The sequence below is a fragment of the Clostridium sp. C8 genome (assembly GCF_001010885.1).
In the GTDB taxonomy this organism is placed as follows: Bacteria; Bacillota; Clostridia; order Clostridiales; family Clostridiaceae; genus Clostridium; species Clostridium sartagoforme.
Window position 1 is genome coordinate 54,998 of sequence record NZ_LBMX01000092.1, and the last position, 22,951, is coordinate 77,948.

The window sequence follows — 22,951 nt, forward strand, 5'->3', positions numbered from 1 at the left end:
TAAAATCTTATTTTTTCTTTTATTTTAAAAGCTATAATTTTTTATTAATAAAATTAATCATAATGTTTTTATTCTCTCTAAATTGTATTAATCTATTAACATTAGCTCCTGAAGGATGTGGAAAGCCTTTAAGTATCTGTCCTTTTATTATTATACCTTCACCTTCTAATTTACATAAAACCTCCTCTACAGCCTTACCTAATGGTATTAATAAAATTTGCTCTCTATTATCTAGACTTCTAAATTCATTAATAAAACTTTCATATATATACTTCATTAAAAATTTGTTCTTTATCATCTTTGGAGTATGCCCTGAATAATTTTGTTTGTTAACAAAAACAGGATAAGGAATTAAAGAAAATGTATGTAGAAAATAATCACTTTTTTCAAACATATCACTACAACTATTTAGATTTAAGACCTTATTTAAATTTATTTCATCTAACATACTTATTATATTTTTTCTTATTATTCCACTAAAACGTCCCGCTACCTTACACTTATACTGTATATTTTTAATATCGCTTCCTAATTCAAGTTCTTTTCTAGCTGTTGCTATAGATATGCTCATTTGTTGGAATCCCGGTGTTATTCCAATAATAAATACCTTAGCTTTTGAATTCAAATATTCATTATGTGGAGAATAATATATCTCTAAATTATTTTCTTTATCCATTAAAAAATCATTAATTAATAGCTCATCCTTGCTATACTTATCCTTTATTGGTAATTTAATTATTTTCTCTTTATAATCATACAATGTCTTTTTCATAATATTCCTCATAAGTAATTAAACTTTCATTATCTACTGAAATCCTTCTATTTAACTCTTTTATATTTTTTTCATAAAAATTACTTTTTATAACTAAATCTTGGTTTATTAAATATTGTTAATACTTGTGAAGATAGTAAATAATATATTGTATTTATATATATTCATCATGTTATAATAATAGTAATTATAATGTATTGGGGGTGTTTTTATGAAAGTCTGTAATACATTCAGCTATAAATCAGCTTGCTCCTGCAAAGACTATACAAAGTCAGCTATACTTTGTTTGGAGCCTAAGCTGTTAAATTAGCTGAAGTGCATAAATCATTTAGGCTCTATAACGCATAGCTTTTTGTATTCTTTGCTTTAATACTTTAATAAAAGTGAGGGAGTAAAGAAATGAAATATGCAAAGGCACAAGATGTGTTACCAGAGGAAATTGTTAAAATAATACAGGAATATATTGATGGAAAGTATCTTTATGTCCCTAGGAAAGATGACAATCATAAATCCTGGGGAGAAAAAAGTGGTATAAGACATAGTCTTAAGATAAGAAATAATGAGATTTATAAAAAGTATATTAATGGATCTACTATTAATGAGTTAACTAAGGAGTACTATCTATCAGAAAAAAGTATAAGAAGAATAATAAGTCAAGAAAGACATACAGGCTCATAATTGTTACAGAATTATTTATTAGATTGAATACTTATTTGAAACTATGTTATTCTTTCATTGTAGAATCAATGGAAGTTATTACTTATAATTTAAAACAAAATTCAAAGGAAATGATTGTGAATATATGATGCTTTTAAATTAAGATGATTATTGTTAACTTCAGTTGAAGTAATAATAATCATCTTTTTATTTTATAAATTATTTAAGATAGGAGAGAACTTTATGAATACCTTTATAAAAAAACATGAATTTAATTATATAAAAAAGTGTTTAAAAGATTTAAATAATGCTTTTACTGGATGCGTAGACATTAATATCATTGAAGCTACTAAAATATATATTCAAGATAAAATATTAAATATCTTTGGTGATTTATCTGAACAAGAAAAAGATTTACTTGATATTAGTAAAATAACTAAATCACATCATATAGATAGATATTTAGATCATTTAAATGAATATGTTTATGGAATGCCCATTATTACAAACGCTCAAATTAATAGATTATTTAAAAAGGAAAAAAAATTTAAATTTCCAAGCCAAGATGCTCAAGAATCAAAAAATGTTTACCTAGGGTGGGTTGATGACTCCATAAAGAAATTATTTATAGCTTATAATATGAATGATAATCTTGTTGGTATGGCATGTAGAATTTCAAATCCAGACTTTCACAATGCTCATATATGTGTACTCTGTAATCGTGTGGGGAAAGCTGATGAAATAGCGTCAGTTTCACCTATTTGTAAAACTAATAATTCTAAAGAAGGTGGATATAAATCACTTGGATTTAACATATGTTTAGACAGCAAAACTTGTAATGATAGAATTGTATCAATAGAGAAACTTGAAAAACTCTTAAAAGATGTCAATAATATAAAATAATAATTACTCTATAATTTTAGTAAAGTTTTGCCTTAATATTTAAGGCCTTACTATTAAAATAGTAAGGCCCATCTTCAAGATATATTATTTATATTATCTTTTAAAATCTAAAAGCTTATTCTTCAATTGTTCCTCAATATTAACTAATTCTAATTCAGCATCCTTACGCTTTTGACGCCCTTCATTTTGTATTCTAAGAATCTCATCCAGAGTTGAAATTAGAGATTCATTTGTTATTTTTAGGGTTTCAATATCTACTATTCCACGCTCAGATTCCTTAGCAGTTTCTATTGTTGAGGTTTTTAATATTTCCGCATTCTTACGTAAAAGTTCATTAGTCATATTGGTAACTTGATTTTGTACCCTTGCAGCATTACTAGAATGAGCAACTCCAAGGGATAATATCATTTGATTTTTCCAAAGTGGAATTGTATTTACAATTGTAGATTGTATTTTTTCAGCCATTAGAGAATCATTATTTTGGATTAATCGAATTTGGGGAGCCATTTGAAGAGATATCATTTTAGTAAGTTCTAAATCATGAATTTTCTTTTCAAATCGATGACAAAGAGAAATAAAATCATTTACTTCCTGAGCATCCTGTGGCAAACCACTTCTTATTGCATTCTCTTGAAGCTTTTTAAGTTCTTCATTTTCTAGCTTCTTAAGCTTCTTTTTTCCAGCCAAAATATACATTGAAAGCTCTTTAAAATAAACTTTATTTATTTCATACATTTTATCAAGCATAGCAACATCTTTTAAAAGCTGTATTTGATGACTTTCAAGGGTAGAACACATTTTATTTATATTATCTTCCACTTTTTCATATTTAGCTTTCATTTGAGAAATCTTATTTTTCCCTTTTTTAAATAAGCCTAATATACCCTTCTTTTCTTCTGACTCATCAAAATTCTTTAACTCATGCACTACATTTGAAAGCATATCTCCAATTTCACCTAAGTCTTTTGTTCTTACATTATTTAAAGCTGATTCTGAAAAATCAGCAATTTTCTTTTGTGCACCCACTCCATATTGTAGAATTGAATTTGAATTTTTTATCTCAATCTTATCTACAAATTGATTTACCATCCTTTTTTCTTCTTCAGTTAAATTAGCATCATTAATTATATCTTCTACTTTCTCTTCTTCTACTTTAATTGCAGGAACCACTTCCTGAAAAGTATCAAAAGTTAATTCTGGCTGTATATCAATATTCTCCTTAAATTCGTCCTTCATTATAAAATCCTCCCACTTTTCATCACTTTTTAAAATCAGATTTATCTGTTAAACCTTCTTGAGTAAATAGTGTTTTTAAAACAGAAATATCTGTAGAAATATCTAAAGCAACATCTTCAAATAAGTCATCTAACAACTTTTCAAAGGCTATATTTATAACATCAATACTCTTTTCAATTTCATTTTTTGCAGTTTTAATATTCTCTCCCTGAACTTGTTGCTCATTTAGCTCCTTATATGAATTAACTAATTTTATTGTAATAGGAAGATAATGATTTATAAACTTATTAACTTCTTGTATCTTCTTAGGGTTTTTCTCTATATAATTTAGTATCTGAATCACAATATTTCGTAATTTATCTAATTTCAATATAAATTCTCTATTATTAATTTTATTTTTTACAACTTCTATCTCTTCAGTGTAATTTTTCCCTTTTTGAATTACAGCTCTTAACTCTTCACCTTCTGAATTGAATTTTTCTTCTCTAACTTCTTGCTCCTCTCTTTGCTTATCTCTATTAGCTTCCTGAGCTTTTAAATTTAAATAGTCTTTATAGACATCATCATTTATCATTAAATAAGTCTTTTCTTCATCAATATGAGCTTCCTTAAACATACCTAATTCAATCATTCTTTTTAAATCTTTGATTACATATTTATTTTTCAATCTAACTGTATTAGCTAAGTCTTCAATTAAACAATATCCCTTATTATCAAGATATCTCACATATCTCTTAAATCGTCTTATTCTTTTTCTTAAATTTACACCTCGAAAAATTAACCCAATGCTTCCTACAAAAAAAGCTACTAAAATTCCTAGTCCAATAGTACTGCTTACTAAAAATCCGCTTATAAGAGAAGTCCATAACATATATATAATTAATAAAATTCCTAATGGTACACTTACCACAGAACCAATCACTATATAAAGTATTCCTGACACAGTTCCCGCTGGCCTTTTATCAACATATAACGATATTTTATTTTTAGCACTTTTATCTATTTCGGTATATTTACTTTCCACCTTTTCATTATATTCCTTAAGCTTACTCTTAACTTTACTCATGGTATCATCGGCTTTATTTGTAAAATCCCTTTTTAGTGTAGCAAAATCTATTGCATTAAGTGCATTTTTTACAGTATTCATAATTTGATCTTCTAAGTCAGAAAATTCCTTCTTATCCATAGCCATGCCTCCAGATTATTTACTTATATATGCTTTCAAATTTACCATTCTTTTTAAATAATATTATTAATCTGCATTTCTATAATATAGTACTAATGTAGATCATTAATTGAACCATCATTTAGATTAATTATATCTTATTCTTATATTCATTACAATTTATAACAAATCAATTCTTATTTTTATTTTACTTTCATATCAAAAAAAGGATTGATCCTGTATGTTTACAAGATTCAATCCTATTAGCCTACTAGCAAATATATTGGCGGTTGGTCATACTTCAAACTTTGATTATAATGCTGCCATAAAACACAAGTTAACCTCTTTTAGTAATTTCAGCTGTTATCAATGCTTTTGAAATATACATTGCTTTTATAATGTTTTTAAGACGTGTATTATGGGATGTTCCCTCTGCAAATTTTTGTTGTGCTTTTTCACATTTGCTTATAATTGATGATACAGGGCGTAGTGCTTCAAGCAATTCTTCTTTTGTATATTTGTTCATATTATTTTCATTTCCTATAAACGATTTTGAAATATACATTGCCTTTATTCTGTTTTTTAAGAGTGTATGCTGAGAAGTTCCTTCCATAAACTTTTGTTGTGCTTTTTCACACTTACTTATAGTTGAGGAAACAACTCGTAGCGCTTCTTCCAGTTCTTCCATCGTATATTTGCCCATAGTATTTCACCTCAAATTTAAATTTATTCTAATTCATATCCAATTGCTTCAAGCCAATTTAAAATTTCTTCAGATGTAGTGTTACCATTTATATCAATACCCGGTAGAATTATGGCCTCCTTACATTCTCTTGCTATATCATTTTCAATTTGGCCAAATCCTCCACCCCCATGAGTGCAAAAAGGAATTATTGTTTTCCCTTCAAAGTTATGTTGTTTAAGGAAACTCGTAACTGGAGGTGCTGCTTTTTTAAACCAATTAGGTGTACCTATAAATATTGTTTTATAATCATCTATCGGCTCATTCCCAGATATTAACTTAGGGCAAAAACCCCGTGAAATTTCGCTTCTCACTTCTTTACATGCTGTATTATAGTCAAAAGAATACTTCTTATCTGGAATTAGTTCTCTTATAATGCCACCAGTATGCTTTGATATTTCTAACGCTAAATTCTTTGTATTTTGGAAAAGCGAATAATAAACAATAAGTGTATTACTCATTTATGTTATCTCCCTTCGTGAAGCTCCAATTTATATTACTCTTCTTTATCACATTCTACACTATGACGTAAGGTCATAGTCAATCCTAAATTCAAAGAAAAATTTAAGTAATACAATTATAAATATTTAGCAGTTAATGATTTTTTACATTCTCTTAGTTCTAGAGGAGTTCCTTCAAATATTATTTCTCCCCCTTTAGTTCCTCCATCTGGTCCAAGATCTATAATCCAATCCGCTCTTTTAATTACGTCTATGTTATGTTCAATAATAATAACTGTATTTCCATTATCCACAATATTTTCAACTATATTTACAAACTTTTCAACATCAGCCATATGAAGACCTGTGGTAGGTTCATCCATTATATATACTGAACTTTCTTTATGTAATTCACTTGCTAGCTTTAATCTTTGGCATTCACCACCTGATAGTGTATCTAAAGTTTGACCTAAAGTTATATATCCAATTCCCATATCCTCAATAGATTGTAGCTTTGTTTTAATTGCTTTTATATTAAAGAATTTTATAGCTTCTGTAACAGTCATTTCAAGAACTTCAATAATATTTTTACCTTGGAATTTATACTCAAAAACTTCTTTCTTAAACTTCTTACCATCACAAACATCACAAGTACTCTTAATATTTTCCATAAAGGCAAGATTTGTTTCTATTACTCCACTCCCCTTACAATTTTCACAAGCACCTTCTGAGTTTGCACTAAATAATGATACATTAACACCATTTTCTTTTGCAAAAGCCTTTCTTATATTATCCATAATTCCACTATAGGTTGCTAAACTCGACCTTGAATTTGCTCCTACAGGACTTTGGTCTATTAATACAGCTTCTTTATTTTGCTTTAAAAACTCTTGTTTAATTAATGTACTTTTACCTGAACCTGCAACTCCTGTTACTACAGTTAATACCTCTTTTGGTATATTAACAGATATATTCTTCAAGTTATTTTTCTTACAATTAACAGCTTTTAAATATCCATTATGTGCTCTTACATTTTCCTTGATATCAAGGGATTTATTTAAGGCATTGCCTGTTAAAGTTCCAGAAGTGAGCAAATTTTCATAACTTCCTTTATATACTACTTCCCCTCCATTAGTTCCTGCTAGAGGTCCCACATCAATAATATGGTCTGCAATTTTAATAACATCAGGATCGTGTTCAACAACAATTACAGTATTTCCTTTATCACGTAGTTTTCTTAAAAGGTTATTTAACTTATAAACATCTCTTGGGTGAAGACCTATACTTGGTTCATCAAATATATACATTAAATCTATAAGGTTACTATTAAGATGTTTTACCATTTTAATACGTTGTGATTCTCCACCTGATAATGATGAAGTTTCTCTATCTAAAGTTAAATATCCAAGACCTATATCAATGATATTACCTAACTTTTCAATAATCCCCTTAACTAAAGGTTCTGCCTCTGGTTCCTTAATTTCTGCAATTACTTTAACCAAGGTATCAATTTGCATACTAGTTAAATCTGCAATATTATATCCATTAACTAAACAATTATAAACTCTTTCATGAAGTCTTTTTCCTTTGCATAGAGGACATTCCCCCTCTATAAGCAATTTACTTAACTTCTTTTTAGCAGCTTCAGAAACTTCTCCTTCTTTCTTTAAATAAAGCCTATTAAACTTAACTATTAAACCTTCATATGTTAAGTTCATTGTTCCTACTTCATCTATTTTTATCTTCTCTGCTTCGCCATATAAAAACTTCTGCAGCTCATCTTCTGAATAGTCACATATTTTTTTATCATTATCAAAGAACCCTGATTCAGTAAACAACTTCCAATTCCAAGACCCAATCCCAAACCCAGAAAGTAATATTGCTCCTTCATTTAAGGATTTAGTTGTATCAACTATTTCATCCATATTAGGAACTAACTTTTTCCCAAGGCCTTCACACTCAGGACACATTCCATTTATATCATTAAATGAAAACATATTTGCCTTTCCGATATATGTACTTCCAAATCTCGAATATAAAGCTCTAAGATATGAATTTATATCTGTAATAGTACCTAAAGTTGATCTTGAATTACCACCAAGTCTGCTTTGATCAATAATAATTGGTGTGGAAAGATTTTCAATGTGGTCAGCTTTTACATCCCCATACTTAGGTAAGAAATTTCTTATAAACGCACTAAATGTCTCATTTAATTGGCGTTGCGCTTCCTTAGCAACTGTTTCAAAAACAATTGATGATTTCCCTGACCCAGAAACCCCTGTAAAAATTGTTATTTTTCTTTTAGGTATTTCTAAAGATACATTCTTTAGATTATTTTCTCTACATCCTTTTAAATAAATAAATTCATCAGCCATTTTATCCCTCCATTACTTTTAAATTATCGTTTCTATATATATAACTGTATTAGGATGAACATTAATAATTTTAGCTATTTGAGCTGTTGTATAACTTTTCATTAATTATCTCCTGTTTAAATCTTGATTACATTAATTGATTGTAACATATAACTAAAACTCTGGGGGATAGTGTAAACTTTTTTGTTATATAATTAATAAGAAAAATATGTTTTTGGAGGAATAAAAATTATGAACAATTTATCAATTAAAGAATGTAGCTTAAAGGATATAGAAAAAGTTAAATATATAAGTGAAAAGACATTCTATGAAACATTTTCTGGTGAAAACACGAAAGAAGATATGGAAAATTATCTAAAAGAAAACTTTTCTTATGAGAAGTTAGAAGGTGAAATTAAAAATAATGGCTCAAAATTTTACATAGTTGAAACTAATGAAGAAGTAGTTGCATATATGAAAGTTAATTTTGACAAAGCTCAAACAGAAACAGGACATGATAATACATTAGAAGTTCAAAGAATTTATGTATTACAAGAATATAAAAGTAAGCACATTGGTAAAAAATTAATACAAAAAGCTATAGAAATTGGAAAAAACAATAGCCTAAATTATATTTGGTTAGGTGTATGGGAAAACAATATTAATGCAATAAAATTTTATGAAAAGCAAGGATTTGAAAAATTTGATACACATATTTTCAAATTGGGTGAAGATGAACAGACAGATAATTTAATGAAATTAATGTTATAAGTTTGTTTATAATAAATAAACTAAGTCTTAATATTCTTATAAGATGCTTTAAGGGTGCTGTCGCACACTGAAAAATTAATGAAAAACCCCCTTAGGAGTTTTCAAAAACAAATTACATCAATAATTATTCATTTTTAATCATTAATTCTTAATTGGGCTGTCTATACGACAGCCCCTAAAAATTTGCATCATTTGTAGTATCTTCTTTTTTATTTATTTTATTTTTAATATAACTTTTCCTTTTGCCCTCCCAGCTTCAGAATATTCTAAAGCCTTTTGTGCTTCCTCAAAAGGAAATACTCTATCAATGACAGGTCTAATTTTTTCAAGTTCAATTAACTCAGTAATTATTTTTAACTGCTCTCCACTTGGTTTCATAAACAAAAAGGTGTATGTGGCATTATGTTGTTTTTCCAACTTCGATATTTTAAGAGTAAGCAGCCTAAATAAATTAGTTTTAAGAAAACCTGAACCATACTCTTTTCCAAAACGTGCATTTGGCAGCCCTGAAACAGAAACAACCTGCCCTCCTGGTTTTAGCATATTAAATGCTTTCTCCAATGTTTCTCCGCCAATTGTATCAAATACCCCATCATAATCCTTTAGAACCTCCTCAAAGGATTCACTTTTATAATCAATAATTTGATCTGCACCAAGTGACTTGACGAGTTCGTATCCAGCTTTGCTTGCTGTAGTTGCTACGTAAACACCCATTGTTTTAGCAAGCTGAATGGCAAAGTTTCCAACACCTCCGGCTCCAGCTTGAATTAACACTTTTTGTCCGGGAGACATCTTTAATATATCATGTAAGGCTTGATAGGAAGTAAGTCCAACTAATGGAATCGATGCAGCTTCCTCAAAGGATAGGTTTTTAGGCTTAATTGCTATGGCATTTTCATCTATTGAGATATATTCAGCGAAACTACCAATTCTATCCTTCATAGCTCGACCATATATTTGATCTCCAACTTTAAACTTTGTTACATCTTTTCCTACCTGTTTAACAATACCAGAAAAGTCATTGCCTAAAATAAGTGGCATTTTATATTTTAGCAGCATCCGTACCTTGCCATCTCTTATTTTAAAATCAACAGGATTAATACTTGCTGCAACTATTTCTACTAAAACATCCTTCTTTCCAATATCCGGTACTGGCATATCAGCTAATTTTAACGATACTTTTCCATACTTTTCTATAATCATCGCTTTCATAATACTATCCCCCTTACTCCTTCCCATGATCATTTATTAATTCTTCTATATTATTAATCAGTTTTTTTAAATTCATAAGCTTGCTTGATGGCTCAAGATAATAATAATTCATTGTTGCCACCTTGCGAACATCAACAATTCCTGCATCCTTTAAAATTTTCAGATGATGAGATACTGCTGGTCTGGATAAGTGAGTTTGAGATGTAATTTCTCCAACTCTCATTCCACTGCAGCCTGAACCAATGAGTACAATTACTATCAATTGACGTGTTTCATCACCAATAGCAGTCAATACTTGAGTACATGATTTGAAATCTGATTTAAGAATATTAAATCTATCATTATTATTCATTTGAATTCTCCTTAACATAATAGGTTTAAACATTTAAACTAATATGAGTATAGCTTATGTCTTTTTCAACTTCAACATTGGGAAAGAAAATCGAGACGAATGAAAATTTAATAAAAAAACTCCCTTAGGAGTTTTCAAAAATAAATTATTTTTAATTATTAATTCTTAATTGGGCCGCCTATACGACAGCCCCTTGTATTAATAAATTTAAAATTAACTCTATTATAATTGGAGTATTTTATTTATGATAATCTATTGAATAGTAATCAACTTGTATCAGTTCAACACTTATTGGCTTTGAATACGTTGCATCTGAATAATGAACTACAGTTGCATATCTAATATGTAACTGTCTATTATAATCATGTGTTTCATATACCCATGATCCAACATAAGTTACTGGTATACTTTGTGAAATTTTAGTTAACTTACTGATATAGTAATTAAATAGAACATTCTTAGTAATTGCTGTTGGTATTTTACTTACTATATAAGATGTAAATATATCAGCTACAACTCTCAATTCTTGATTAGTATAAGTTCTATAGACTGGCGCAACAATTAATTTTGAATCTGGATTATCATTTGGCAAGGCAAATATTCCAATCCCTGATTCTGATGTTTCACTACTTGGTGGAAATCCATATTTTTGTAAATTTTCTTCATCTGTATAAGTAATTGTAACTGGTTCTTTTAAACTCCTTGTTTTTGCATTAGCTACTTTACCTGGTGTAATAGTTGTAGCTAGTAATGTCATAATTAACCCCAAAACTAAACTGTTTGTATATTTTTTCATAACCTCAGTCCCCCTTAACATAATATTGTATTTATTACATATTATGTGTTATATCCTATAATTTCCATTGTGTAAAGATTTTTATTAATAATTATTTGACCATTATTTAATTCACCTTAATTTTATGCTCTAAAAGTAATTCTATAAATTTATCATTTTCATTAATATCTAATTTAATATTAAAGTTATCAATTTTATTTTTAGTAAAAATTTTATATTTAATTATATTTCCCGAACTACTTCTTCTTACATTTTTAATATTCGTCCAAGCAATTAGTTTAGCATCTCTTAATAAAAAACCTTCTTTGTAAATATTAGCTTTATTTCTAATATTAATTAAATAACTAACCAGTAAAAATATACTTATGCTAACTATTGTCCCAAAAAATATCATACTAGAAAATTTATTAAATGATATTTGTTCAAACTCTAAGGCTCCATTAGTCCTAACATTTATTAATAATCTTGATCCCAAAATTAGAATTATTACCAAAATAATAATATAATTTAACATTATTCCATATTGCTTAACAGTTAATATTTCATTTTTAAACTTATTTCTAACTAAAATTGGTTTAACTAATCTAAAATAAATAACATAAGAAATAATTAATAAACTGTTAAAAAGATATATTTTATTACTCTCAACTATATTAGCAAAACATAAACCTATAATTAACATAATCTCAATAATATCACTTTTTTTTCTATCCATAATCCCCATCCTTCATAAATGTGTAATAAATTCAATATAAATTTTCCTTTATATTGAATTTATTGTAAATTGTATCATAATTATATTATAAATACAAAATAAATTTCTATTCATGTGAATCGTGTAATCGGTTTATTAATACTTAAAACATCACTAGATCTTTTAAGTGAATATCCATCACCATCACTAACAACAATTCCTAAAATTAGATAATTAACCACCATAACAATAGATGCATTAATGCACAAGATTGTTAGATATGTATTTTCCGTAATAAAAAATTAAAAGCTATATGCTCAAAGAGGTCCTCAAATTCATTGTAGGATATTCTTTAAACATACAGCCTTTTTTACAATTTTTATAATTGTTCGTATTTTCAAATGATCTATTCGTTATGCAAAACTTTAATATAAATACTTTTTAATATTTTATTTGACTTTTTTTAGTTGGTCTTTAGTGGTGATTATATAATTAGATCAACTAACAATTTTGTAGTAAACTTTTGAAGTAAGAACATACACAATGGCATAGAAAATAGCAAATACAAAAATTGTTCCTGCTGTGCAAAATGCAAACAATGTAACATTAGTAAGATTTAATACTGCTAAAAGCTTCACTATAACCTTAAAAGCAAAGGCAATATGAATAATAGCGGTTAAAAGAGGCATGAAAAATACCATAAGCACTTGACTGCTAATTGATTTTTTTATTTCTTCTTTACTCATTCCAACCTTTTTCATAATTTCAAAACGCTCTTTGTCATCATAGCCTTCTGAAATTTGTTTGTAGTAGATAATAAGTACTGTGGCCATAATAAATAGTACTCCAAGGAATATACCTAGGAAGAAAAGTCCACCGTATAGAGAAAAGAAAGATTCTCTAGACTCCTCTACCCCTTCACAACTACCATTAACAGATAATTCTTGTATTTTATTATTAATTTCATTAGTTAAAGTAATTTCCTTTTCTGCATTATCATCAGTATCAAATGCAAAATAATAAGATAACTCTCCCATATCTCCATCAGCTCGAGTACTGGAATCATATACTTCTTCAATTGTTTTCTCATCAGGTACTACAACAAAGTAACCATTAGCAACTATTGCAGATGCAATTCCATCCACTGTCATATTATTTATACGTTCCTTTATTTTAAACTCATTATCTAAGATATTAAGGCTGTCTTCAGCTATTCCTCCTCTATAAGTAAAAAGAAGTACTTCATTTTCATTTAAAGTTATAGACTTATTTTCCAAGTCATTATATTCACTTAATGGTATAAGCTCTAAAAAGCATAAATTATTTGCATCCAAATCATTAGAATCATCTGTAAAATAATTCTTATCTTGTATCATAGCTAAAGAAAATGATCGGTATTTAACTATATCTTCCATAGCCGTACCATTCTTTTCCGCCTGTTCTTTTATCATAGAATTAAGCTCTTCTGCCTGTTCTTTCGATACATTTTCTGCACTTATTGAAATATCTCTTGGATATCTTGTTCTAAGGACATCTTCCATACCAATATATAATGATACTGTAGTAGATATCATTACTAAAACTGTTGTTGAAAGAATACAAATATTAGCAAGTCCTATTGCATTTTGTTTCATTCTATAAATCATACCAGATACATTTATGAAATGATTAGTCTTGTAATAAAATTTCTTATTCTTTCTAAGCATTTTTAAAAGCGCTATACTTCCTGCAGTAAATAGTGCCCAAGTTCCTATCATAACAAGAATTACTGCCAGGAAGAACCTATTAAGTGCAGCTAAAGGTGCTTCTGTTGTTACTGCAATATAATATCCTGAGCCAAGGCTAGTAAGTCCAATCAATGTAAGAACCCACCTTGTTCTTGGCTCTTTTTCTCCAACCTGACCACCCTTAAGAAGCTCAACAGGTTTTGCAAGATAAATTTGTCTTAGATTATTTAAAAGTGTTAATACAAAAATAAAACCAAATAAAGCAGCTGTTATAATTAAAGACTTAGTTGAAATAAAAAAGCCCATAGGCACCTTAAAATGTAAAATCTTAAGAAGCACCAAAAAGATAAGCTTGCTTACTCCAATTCCTAAAAGAAGTCCTAGTACCATACTTATAAGAGTTACAAAAAATATTTCCCAAAATAGTACTTTAGCAATATGCCTTTTCTCCATACCTAGTATATTATATAAACCAAGCTCTTTTTTACGTCTCTTAATAAGAAAGCTGTTAGTATAAAAAAGAAAAATAATAGAGAATAAACCAATAACATAAGTTCCTAAGTTTAGTATAATTTTAAGTTCTCTTCCCCCAGACATAACGTCTAGACCATCATTTACTGATATAAAATGCATTATATAAAACATAGCAATGGAAGATATACAAGTTAAAATATATGGGAAATAAGTCTTCCCATTCTTTTTAATATTAGTAGCTGCCAGCTTTTGATAGAACATATTACTCATTTTTTGCACCGCCTGTAGCAATTATAGTAAGTGTATCAGAAATTTTTTGATACATTTCCTCTTGAGACATGGATGCTCTATACAGTTGGTGGAAAACTTCTCCATCCTTTATAAAAAGTACACGACTTGCATGGCTGGCTGCTTTAGTACTATGAGTAACCATTATTATAGTTTGTTCTTCTTTATTTATATCATTAAATAAACGTAAAAGCTCATCGCTAGAATGAGAATCTAACGCTCCTGTAGGCTCATCTGCAAGAATAAGTTGCGGATTAGTTATTAGAGCTCTTGCAACAGCAGCCCTTTGCTTTTGTCCTCCAGATACTTCATAAGGATACTTGTGTAATATTTCATCTATACCAAGCTTTTTAGCTATAGGTTTTAAACGACTATTCATTTCATTAAAAGCCTTTCCGGATAAAACAAGAGGTAAAAATATATTATCTTGTAGTGAAAAAGTATCAAGAAGATTAAAGTCTTGAAATACAAATCCTAAATTATCACGTCGGAACTTAGAAATCTCTTTTTCTTTAATGTTAATACTGCTTATTCCATTAAGCACTACTTCTCCACTTGTTGGCTTGTCAAGAGCTGCAATAATATTTAACAGTGTTGTCTTACCTGATCCAGATTCCCCCATGATAGCTACATATTCACCTTTTTCCACTGAAAAGGATACATCTGCTAAGGCCTGAACATGGTTTGCTCCAAAACGGCTGGTATATATTTTTTTAAGTTTTTTTACTTCTAATATTGACATAAATCATTCAACCGTTGCATAAACTCTATAAAAGCTTTATATAACCTTATAAATTTTATTTTAATTCCTTTTTCATCAAACTCTATTTTAATTTAAAAATCTACTCTAGTTTGGTGTAGTTCTCAAAAGGCTTAAATTCGGATACAACGCATCCTACTAAGATTAGTAATTTCTCAAAATTCACCTATGCTAACCCATAATTACCAAGATTAATTGAAGCATTTTTATCTCTATCTATTTCTAAACCACATTTTTCACATCTATAAACTCTATCCTTTAATTTTAAATCTTTCTTTACACTTCCACAACAGCTACAAGTTTTTGAGCTAGGATAAAACTTATCTACTTGAATAAATTTTATCTTATTAAATTCACATTTATATTTTATTTGTCTTATAAATTCATAAAAGCCTTGCTCTGCTATTGCTTTAGATAAATGTTTATTTTTCATCATTCCACTTACATTTAAATTTTCCATTACTATTCTAAATGGGTACATTTTTATTATTTTATTTGTAGCTTGATGAATGTGATTCTTTCTTATATTAGATAATTTTCTGTAAAGCAATTTAATTTGTTTTTCTAATTTTATAATATTATTAGTTTTAACAAATTTATTTCCTTCCTTATTTGCTTCATATTTTCTTGATACTTGTCTTTGCAATCTTCTTAATCTTTTCTTTAATTTTTTTACTCGTTTAGTTTTATTAATGTTTTTAATAGGTTTATCTAGCACATTTATAGTTGCTAAATCCTTTATTCCTAAATCAATTCCAATAGATAAATCTTCATTAAGTTCAACTTGGTTTTCGTTGTCCTCAAAAGTAAAACTTAAATACCAGTACTTCCCGTCAAAGCTGCAATAAGGGTTACTATAGTTACAACTAGGTATTTTATAATTTGTTTTGAATCTTACTTTTCCTATCTTTTCTATGTTACAAATATCACCTTTAAAATAAAGATGATCATATCTAACATAAAAAGATTTACTAGATTTTCTCTTTGTTTTAAATTTAGGATAACAACTTTTATTTTTAAAGAAAGACTTGAATGCTTTATTTAAATTTCTCATACTTTCAACCATTGTTGTATTTGAAACTTCATTTAGCCATTTAAAATCTTCTTCTTTTTTTAGTTTTGTAAATTCTTTTCTTATGCTTGACATTGAATATTTTTCACCTTGTTCATAAGCTAAAATACATTTATTCAAAGCCCAATTATAAGTAAATCTACTACAACCTATTGATTTAAACATTAATATTTCTTGTTCTTTTGTTGGTAATAATCTTATTTTTCTTGCTTTTACCAAGAGTTCACCTCCTTTAACTTTATATTTTATATACTTAGTTTTTCCATTTTAAGTACTTTTTATGGTACTAAGTAAAATATAAAAATTATTGAAGATGAAAAGCTTTAATAGATATTACAACAATTTTGAACTAACTAAACATAAAATTTTTTTAATTATATTAAGAAGAATAAATTAATATTTTGAGATTTATAATTACTATTCTTAAGAAATTTGTATCTAGCGCCCTGAAAAATAGAGCGTTATTTTTTATAAAGTTATATAAAGTTTTCAAAGAACTTTTTTAAAGTTTATGTTTATTTACTACAGAACGCTACTTCTATAATGCCATTTCACTCACGTTAATGACCTCGACCTTTCGGATACGAGCGTAGACTATATCACTACCCGTTATACATATAGTATAGGTTGGGTATCCTCTACTTCCACCACCAATAGCTTGTGATGTACTCCCATTATGGGATAGTCGTTGAAGTTTCTCCTGTTCGGAGCTTACCTGCTGATTATCCATTGTACTAACACTTAGGATTTAACCTTATGCTATCTAACTAATTTTTTCTACTTTCGTAACCATCACGCTTAGCTTTATTTCAAACTTACGTTGTGGTTTAGTTAGCTTTAGGAACTTCCAGCAATTCAAAGGATTTTGGATAGTTTTAAACTATCACTCCACACTCTTTATGAATGTGGGAGGCTAATGTTATAAAGTCATTATAAGGTTTTATAAACTCTTATAACGTTTTTGTAACTGTTAAGTTACCTCCAAACTTCTTATTATGTTCAGTATAGCAAAAGGAAGAAATGCCTGCCTTAACTTTGGCTTACATTTCTTCCTATAACCTTACGCCTTTGTAAGGTTGAAATTAAAGCTTATTCTATTCCTAACTCAATTGTTTCTAAATTAATTTTTACTTTTGTCCCTTCATCAACCCTTGATTCTATGGTTATACTGTGAGAAAGCTTATTTAAAATCTGCTTGCATAGATATAAGCCAAGGCCTGTAGACTTTTTATCCCATCGCCCATTATACCCTGTAAAACCTCTTTCAAATATACGCACTAAATCCTCTTCCCTTATACCAATACCTGTGTCTTCTATAACAAGAGTTTTTTCAGAAGGACTATCCATGTATATTGAAATAGTCCCCTCTTTGGTATACTTCAATGCATTTGATAAAAGCTGCTCGATAACGAATACCAGCCACTTTTCATCAGTTAAAACCTCACAGTTCAACTCTTTAAAATCCAATTTAATTTTTCTTCTTATAAACATTCTTGCGTATTTTCGTACTGCCTGCTTTACTATATTATCGAGGCTTTGCTTTTTTAATACAAGATCAGAAGACATACTCTCAAGTCTTAAGTACTGCAATACAAATTCTACATACTGCTCAACCTTAAACAATTCCATAGAAAGTTCTGAACTTAAATCACTTTCTTCCGACTGAAGAATCAAATGCATAGCTGAAATAGGTGTCTTTATTTGATGAGCCCATAAAGTATAGTAATCTACTAAATCGCTCCGACTTATATCTGCATTATAAGCTGTTTGAAGATTTTGCTTGTAAGTTATAGTAAGCAAATCATAATAGTCTTTTTCAATCAAATCTTTAGCCTCAGGAAGATTATCAAAATTTAAAATAATATTATCCTTTAACTCTTGAAGCAGCTTATGTTTCTTGTAGAAATAAAAAAAATCTACTATAAGAAAAAGGAACCCTATACTTATGCAAAGAATACTAGCATAGGCTACAGGTTCTACTGGAAGATTATATAAAGAAAATACAATTACAAAAGTTAGACAACTCAAAATCAAAAAAATAACGCCCTTAAGTCTAGCCTTAATATAAAAAGTTATAATCTTAAAAATCTCTGTCTTTTTCATATCATTCCACCAAATATCCTATACCCTTTTTAGTTACGATAAAATCGTATAACCCTATCTCCTGTAGCCTTTTGCGTAATCTTGTTATATTAACAGTTAATGTATTATCATCAATATAACTGTCTGTCTCCCATAATCTTGTCATAATAATATCTCTAGATACAATTTTTCCTTTATTCTCCATAAGTGTTTGTAATATTTTATTTTCATTTTTTGATAACTCAGCCTTATTCCCATTATAGGTTAAGGAAGAATCGCTCATATTAAGTATTGCTCCTCTATGCTCAAGTAGATTAGTCTGTCCTGTAAAATCATAAGTTCGCCTAAGTAAAGCCTGCACCTTAGCTGTTAGGACATTAAGATCAAAGGGTTTTGCAATGAAATCGTCTCCCCCCATATTCATAGCCATAACTATATTCATATTATCCGAAGCTGATGATATAAATATAATAGGAACTTTTGAAACTTTTCGAATCTCATTGCACCAATGATAGCCATTGAAAAAGGGCAAGGTAATATCCAGAAGAATAAGCTGTGGATCATAGGAGGCAAAAATAGAAAGTACATCCTTAAAATCAGTCACACAGTCCACTTCATATCCCCATGATTTTATATGATTTTTTAAAGCTTTAGAAATTATTAAATCATCCTCTACTATAAGAATCTTATACATTTACTTATCTCCTCAATTCCTTTTTAATCCAAATAATAACCTAATTATATCATAACTAATTTTATACATTGATTTCTTGTATTTATTTATGTTAAAGTTTATTCTTTTTCAATATATCTCTGATATCATCAATATCTCTAGCATAATAATCCGCACCTGTTTTCTCACATACCTTCTCATAATTTGAGAAGGCTGAACCTCCTAATATTATTATAGGTGAATTTTTACCGAAATATTTTTTTATAGCGCTTATCATATATATTGCAGAGTCTATATGATATTCCAATGTAATAGAAATTGCGATAAATTTTGGTTTTTCAATATCTATTGCTTTGACAACACTCTGTACTGGAACGTTACAACCTAAATAAATTACATTCCATCCTTCAACTTCTAATATATCACTTATCATTCTTAATCCAATATTATGAAGCTCTGCACCTGCATTTAAGGATATCATTGATTTTGATTTAATACTTTTTCTCTTCTCTCTAAATTTTATCTCTCTCATAACATCAATTGTTACCTCTGATATAAAGTGCTCCTTCCATACATCTACTGTACCCTTCTCCCACAAAACACCAACTTCCTTCAAGACCTTATCTAATATATCAAAAAATATATATTCTATATTCACACCATCTTCATGAAAACCTACTATAAGTTTTCTTGCATTTTCACTATCTCCTTGTAAAAGATAATTTAAATAGACTTTATCAGCAGTTTTTAAATCTATACCCTTACTTTTAGCATCTTTCGTAGAACGAGCTATTTCCTCTGATCTTCCTAAAAGATAATCCAGAGTAACCTCAAATAAGTCAGCCATCTTATTAAGCTTTTCCATATCTGGAACTCTAGTTCCTTGCTCGTAATTAGCTACAGTAGTCTGCCCTATATTAAGTAAACTTGCAAGTTTTTTTTGCGTGTATCCCTTATTCTTTCTAAGTTCTTTCATACGATTTGCAAACCCGTTATTCATACTATACTCCTTTTCTTTTATATCATTAATTAATTATATCACATTTCGTGTATTTTATAAATATTTTTTGTATTTGTCATTGCTTTAATTCATATTGTGATATATAATAATATCAATATTTAACTAATAATGATTATCCATTTTAGAAATAACTATACTTGCATAGGAGGATAGAATATGACACTACCATTTAAAATAGCAGTACGTTTTTTAAAGTCAAGTAAAGGTCAAACTACACTTATTGCACTGGGAATTGCAGTTGGTGTATCAGTTCAGATATTTATTGGCTCTTTAATACAAGGTCTTCAAAAAAGCCTTATAAATAAAACTATAGGCAATTCATCACAAGTTACCATTTCATCAAATACAGAAGATAAATTTATAAAAGACTATAGCAAAATTATTGATAAGATTAAAACTTCAGATAGCAGAATTATAAACATTTCTGTAGCATCTGATGTTCCAGCACTTGTTAATGAAGATGAAAAAAACTATTCTGTTTTAGTAAGAGGAATGAATATAGAAGATTCCGATAAAATTTATAATATAAAAAAAAGAATATATGAAGGAAGAGAGCCAAAAAGTGAGCTTGAAACTATTATTGGTAAAGAGCTTCAACAAGAATTAGGAGCTAAAATCGGGGACAAACTCCAAATTATAACTAATTCAGGGGAAATTAATGAATTGACTATAACTGGTTTTTATAATCTTAATGTGGCTTCTATAAATAAATCTTGGATGATTACAACCCTAGAAACCTCACAGAGGATATTTTCACTTGATAATAGGATAACAGGTATTGAAATGCAAGTTAATGAAGTTTTTAAAGCAGATGAGATTGCATCAAAATTAATCCCTACTCTTGATAATAATTTTAAAGTTGATAACTGGAAAGCTCAAAATGCAGAGTTACTTAGCGGACTTAATGGTCAAAGCATTTCAAGCATAATGATACAAGTTTTTGTTCTAATATCAGTTTCACTAGCAATAGCTAGCATTCTAGCTATTACAGTTATTCAGAAGTCAAAGCAGATTGGTATTCTTAAAGCAATGGGTATAAAAGATAGATCCGCAAGTTTAATATTTTTATTCCAAGGACTCTTGCTTGGAGTTATGGGAGCAATCCTTGGCGTGTTACTTGGGCTTCTATTAGGAGTAGTATTTACCAAATTTGCACTAAATCCTGATGGAACCCCAGTTGTAGATCTTTATATTGATTATGGCTTCATAGCACTTTCTGCAATAATTGCACTTATATCTGCTACTGTAGCTTCATTAATACCGGCAAAACGATCTTCAAAACTTAATCCAATAGAGGTGATACGTAATGGCTAATATAATTAATTTAAATAATATAAATAAAACTTATGGTGATGTAATAAAAACTAAAGTATTAAATAATATTAATCTATCAATTGAAGAAGGTAGCTTTAACTCTATAATAGGTTCTTCTGGAAGTGGTAAAAGTACTCTTTTAAATATAATGGCAACTCTAGATAAACCAACTACCGGAGATGTCTTTATCAATGGAGAAAAAACTTCCATTATGAATAAAAATGAACTTGCAGAACTTAGAAATGAAACTTTAGGTTTTATCTTTCAGTTTCATCATCTTCTTCCTGAATTTACCGCACTAGAGAATGTTTTATTGCCATATAATATTAAACATTCTAAACCTTCAAAGGAAATAATTAAAAAGGCTGAAGAACTATTATGTCTTGTTGGTCTTGATAAGGTTAAAAATAATATTGCAACTAAAATGTCTGGAGGTCAGCAGCAAAGAACTGCAATAGCAAGGGCCTTAATGAATAATCCAAAGATAATATTAGCAGATGAGCCTACTGGTAATCTTGATTCTGAATCCACGGAAATTATATATAATTTAATGAGAGATATAAATAAAATGTTTAATACAACATTTGTAGTAATAACTCATGATAGAAAAATAGCTGAAAAGGCTGATAGGATTATAGAAATAAAAGATGGTAAAATAATCATGGATATATAGTAAGCAATACTTTAATTTAAACATGCTTACAAATAGTGATATTCTAGTATTATGGAGGAGGATATTCAAGTCTCCTCCATATTTTTTAATCTTTATATACTATTTAAAATTAATATAAAAATATTAGTCTGTTTTAATTATCTCTTTTTGTATATTTTAATATAGTAATACCGTTATCTACTATATATTCATTTAGATGCAATTTTATCGTAGGATTATTTCCTAAAAATAAAGGTCTTCCGGAACCTAATATTATTGGAATTATCCCAATAATATATTCATCAATAACATCAGCTTTAATAAAACTATCTATAAGTACACCTCCACCAAATAGAAATATGTCCTTTCCTTTCTTTTCTTTTTCTTCTTGTATTACTTTAACTATATCGCCATTAATAAAGTGTATATTATCTTTATCATGAATATTTTTAGATGTTGCTATATATACTTTTTTATTTTTATAATCATTATGCATATTTTGATCATAACAATTTTTTCCCATAACCACTATATCTACACCTTCCAAAAACTTATCAAAATCAAATTTATCTTTAGTATTTAATATGCTGTCTCCAGCACCAACTATCCAATCATATCCTCCATCATCTGATGCTATATACCCATCAAGACTTATTGCCAAATTCAAAATTATTTTTCTTTTCATATTAAATGCCTCCTTAATTATACAAATTATTTTAATTTTTAAATGTTTTATTATCATTATTATTTAATATATAATTAATTATAATTCATAATAGTTGACATCTTATGTC

The 22,951-nt window shown here is 28.3% G+C and carries 22 protein-coding genes; 5 read left to right on the forward strand and 17 right to left on the reverse strand.

Annotated elements, in window-relative coordinates; genetic code table 11:
• Window positions 1–31 precede the first annotated feature (31 nt).
• Complete coding sequence (locus tag AAT22_RS14890) at window positions 32–772, reverse strand: hypothetical protein (RefSeq protein ID WP_047001798.1); 741 nt, start codon at window positions 770–772, stop codon at window positions 32–34.
• A 399-nt stretch (window positions 773–1,171) separates the two neighbouring features.
• Between AAT22_RS14890 and AAT22_RS14895 the strand changes: the two genes are divergently transcribed.
• Together AAT22_RS14895 and AAT22_RS14900 are read left to right on the forward strand one after the other, a co-directional pair.
• The gene (locus AAT22_RS14895) at window positions 1,172–1,450 is read left to right on the forward strand and encodes a CD3324 family protein (protein ID WP_047001799.1); all 279 of its coding nucleotides are present in this window, start codon (window positions 1,172–1,174) and stop codon (window positions 1,448–1,450) included.
• A gap of 222 nt (window positions 1,451–1,672) precedes the next feature.
• The gene (locus AAT22_RS14900; protein ID WP_047001800.1) at window positions 1,673–2,332 is read left to right on the forward strand and encodes an elongation factor G-binding protein; all 660 of its coding nucleotides are present in this window, start codon (window positions 1,673–1,675) and stop codon (window positions 2,330–2,332) included.
• 93 nt (window positions 2,333–2,425) lie between these two features.
• On the opposite strand, the gene AAT22_RS14905 is transcribed toward AAT22_RS14900, so the two are convergent.
• The 5 genes from AAT22_RS14905 to AAT22_RS14925 all read right to left on the reverse strand — a co-directional run bounded on the left by AAT22_RS14905 (window position 2,426) and on the right by AAT22_RS14925 (window position 8,290).
• The gene (locus AAT22_RS14905) at window positions 2,426–3,568 is read right to left on the reverse strand and encodes a toxic anion resistance protein (protein ID WP_047001801.1); all 1,143 of its coding nucleotides are present in this window, start codon (window positions 3,566–3,568) and stop codon (window positions 2,426–2,428) included.
• A 22-nt stretch (window positions 3,569–3,590) separates the two neighbouring features.
• On the reverse strand, window positions 3,591–4,754 hold the full coding sequence (locus AAT22_RS14910) for a 5-bromo-4-chloroindolyl phosphate hydrolysis family protein (RefSeq protein ID WP_047001802.1): 1,164 nt from the start codon (window positions 4,752–4,754) through the stop codon (window positions 3,591–3,593).
• A 316-nt stretch (window positions 4,755–5,070) separates the two neighbouring features.
• Complete coding sequence (locus AAT22_RS14915; protein ID WP_047001803.1) at window positions 5,071–5,436, reverse strand: hypothetical protein; 366 nt, start codon at window positions 5,434–5,436, stop codon at window positions 5,071–5,073.
• Window positions 5,437–5,459: 23 nt separating this feature from the next.
• Complete coding sequence (locus AAT22_RS14920) at window positions 5,460–5,936, reverse strand: flavodoxin (RefSeq protein ID WP_047001804.1); 477 nt, start codon at window positions 5,934–5,936, stop codon at window positions 5,460–5,462.
• 116 nt (window positions 5,937–6,052) lie between these two features.
• Complete coding sequence (locus tag AAT22_RS14925) at window positions 6,053–8,290, reverse strand: excinuclease ABC subunit UvrA (protein ID WP_047001805.1); 2,238 nt, start codon at window positions 8,288–8,290, stop codon at window positions 6,053–6,055.
• A gap of 231 nt (window positions 8,291–8,521) precedes the next feature.
• Here AAT22_RS14925 and AAT22_RS14930 point away from each other — a divergent pair, with 231 nt between their 5' ends.
• Window positions 8,522–9,040, forward strand: a complete 519-nt coding sequence (locus AAT22_RS14930; protein WP_016207885.1) for a GNAT family N-acetyltransferase — start codon at window positions 8,522–8,524, stop codon at window positions 9,038–9,040.
• Between the two features lie 213 nt (window positions 9,041–9,253).
• On the opposite strand, the gene AAT22_RS14935 is transcribed toward AAT22_RS14930, so the two are convergent.
• From AAT22_RS14935 to AAT22_RS14985, 10 genes are all read right to left on the reverse strand, one after another.
• A complete protein-coding gene (locus AAT22_RS14935) occupies window positions 9,254–10,252 on the reverse strand; it encodes an NADP-dependent oxidoreductase (protein WP_016207886.1) in 999 nt (332 codons plus the stop codon).
• A gap of 13 nt (window positions 10,253–10,265) precedes the next feature.
• Window positions 10,266–10,604: a metalloregulator ArsR/SmtB family transcription factor gene (locus AAT22_RS14940; protein WP_016207887.1), complete on the reverse strand. Its 339-nt coding sequence runs from the start codon at window positions 10,602–10,604 to the stop codon at window positions 10,266–10,268.
• A 238-nt stretch (window positions 10,605–10,842) separates the two neighbouring features.
• The gene (locus AAT22_RS14945; RefSeq protein ID WP_016207888.1) at window positions 10,843–11,400 is read right to left on the reverse strand and encodes a hypothetical protein; all 558 of its coding nucleotides are present in this window, start codon (window positions 11,398–11,400) and stop codon (window positions 10,843–10,845) included.
• Window positions 11,401–11,506: 106 nt separating this feature from the next.
• The gene (locus AAT22_RS14950; protein WP_047001806.1) at window positions 11,507–12,115 is read right to left on the reverse strand and encodes a hypothetical protein; all 609 of its coding nucleotides are present in this window, start codon (window positions 12,113–12,115) and stop codon (window positions 11,507–11,509) included.
• 476 nt (window positions 12,116–12,591) lie between these two features.
• The gene (locus AAT22_RS14955; RefSeq protein ID WP_016207890.1) at window positions 12,592–14,565 is read right to left on the reverse strand and encodes an ABC transporter permease; all 1,974 of its coding nucleotides are present in this window, start codon (window positions 14,563–14,565) and stop codon (window positions 12,592–12,594) included.
• Window positions 14,558–15,325, reverse strand: a complete 768-nt coding sequence (locus AAT22_RS14960) for an ABC transporter ATP-binding protein (RefSeq protein WP_016207891.1) — start codon at window positions 15,323–15,325, stop codon at window positions 14,558–14,560. The genes AAT22_RS14955 and AAT22_RS14960 overlap by 8 nt, the downstream gene beginning before the upstream one ends.
• A 184-nt stretch (window positions 15,326–15,509) precedes the next feature.
• Entirely contained in the window at window positions 15,510–16,634 is a 1,125-nt protein-coding gene (locus tag AAT22_RS14965) for an RNA-guided endonuclease TnpB family protein (RefSeq protein WP_016207892.1), read from the reverse strand.
• Between the two features lie 870 nt (window positions 16,635–17,504).
• Complete coding sequence (locus AAT22_RS14975; protein WP_047001807.1) at window positions 17,505–18,518, reverse strand: sensor histidine kinase; 1,014 nt, start codon at window positions 18,516–18,518, stop codon at window positions 17,505–17,507.
• Window position 18,519: 1 nt separating this feature from the next.
• Window positions 18,520–19,191, reverse strand: a complete 672-nt coding sequence (locus AAT22_RS14980; RefSeq protein ID WP_047001808.1) for a response regulator transcription factor — start codon at window positions 19,189–19,191, stop codon at window positions 18,520–18,522.
• Between the two features lie 91 nt (window positions 19,192–19,282).
• Window positions 19,283–20,170, reverse strand: coding sequence for a cobalamin-dependent protein (locus AAT22_RS14985; RefSeq protein WP_047001809.1), 888 nt, complete (start codon window positions 20,168–20,170; stop codon window positions 19,283–19,285).
• A gap of 177 nt (window positions 20,171–20,347) precedes the next feature.
• Here AAT22_RS14985 and AAT22_RS14990 point away from each other — a divergent pair, with 177 nt between their 5' ends.
• Both AAT22_RS14990 and AAT22_RS14995 read left to right on the forward strand, forming a co-directional pair.
• On the forward strand, window positions 20,348–21,505 hold the full coding sequence (locus AAT22_RS14990) for an ABC transporter permease (protein WP_047001810.1): 1,158 nt from the start codon (window positions 20,348–20,350) through the stop codon (window positions 21,503–21,505).
• A complete protein-coding gene (locus AAT22_RS14995) occupies window positions 21,498–22,178 on the forward strand; it encodes an ABC transporter ATP-binding protein (protein ID WP_047001811.1) in 681 nt (226 codons plus the stop codon). Before AAT22_RS14990 ends, AAT22_RS14995 begins: the two co-directional genes overlap by 8 nt.
• A 133-nt stretch (window positions 22,179–22,311) precedes the next feature.
• Here AAT22_RS14995 and AAT22_RS15000 read toward each other — a convergent pair whose 3' ends face one another.
• Entirely contained in the window at window positions 22,312–22,842 is a 531-nt protein-coding gene (locus tag AAT22_RS15000) for a dihydrofolate reductase family protein (protein WP_047001812.1), read from the reverse strand.
• Window positions 22,843–22,951: the final 109 nt, after the last annotated feature.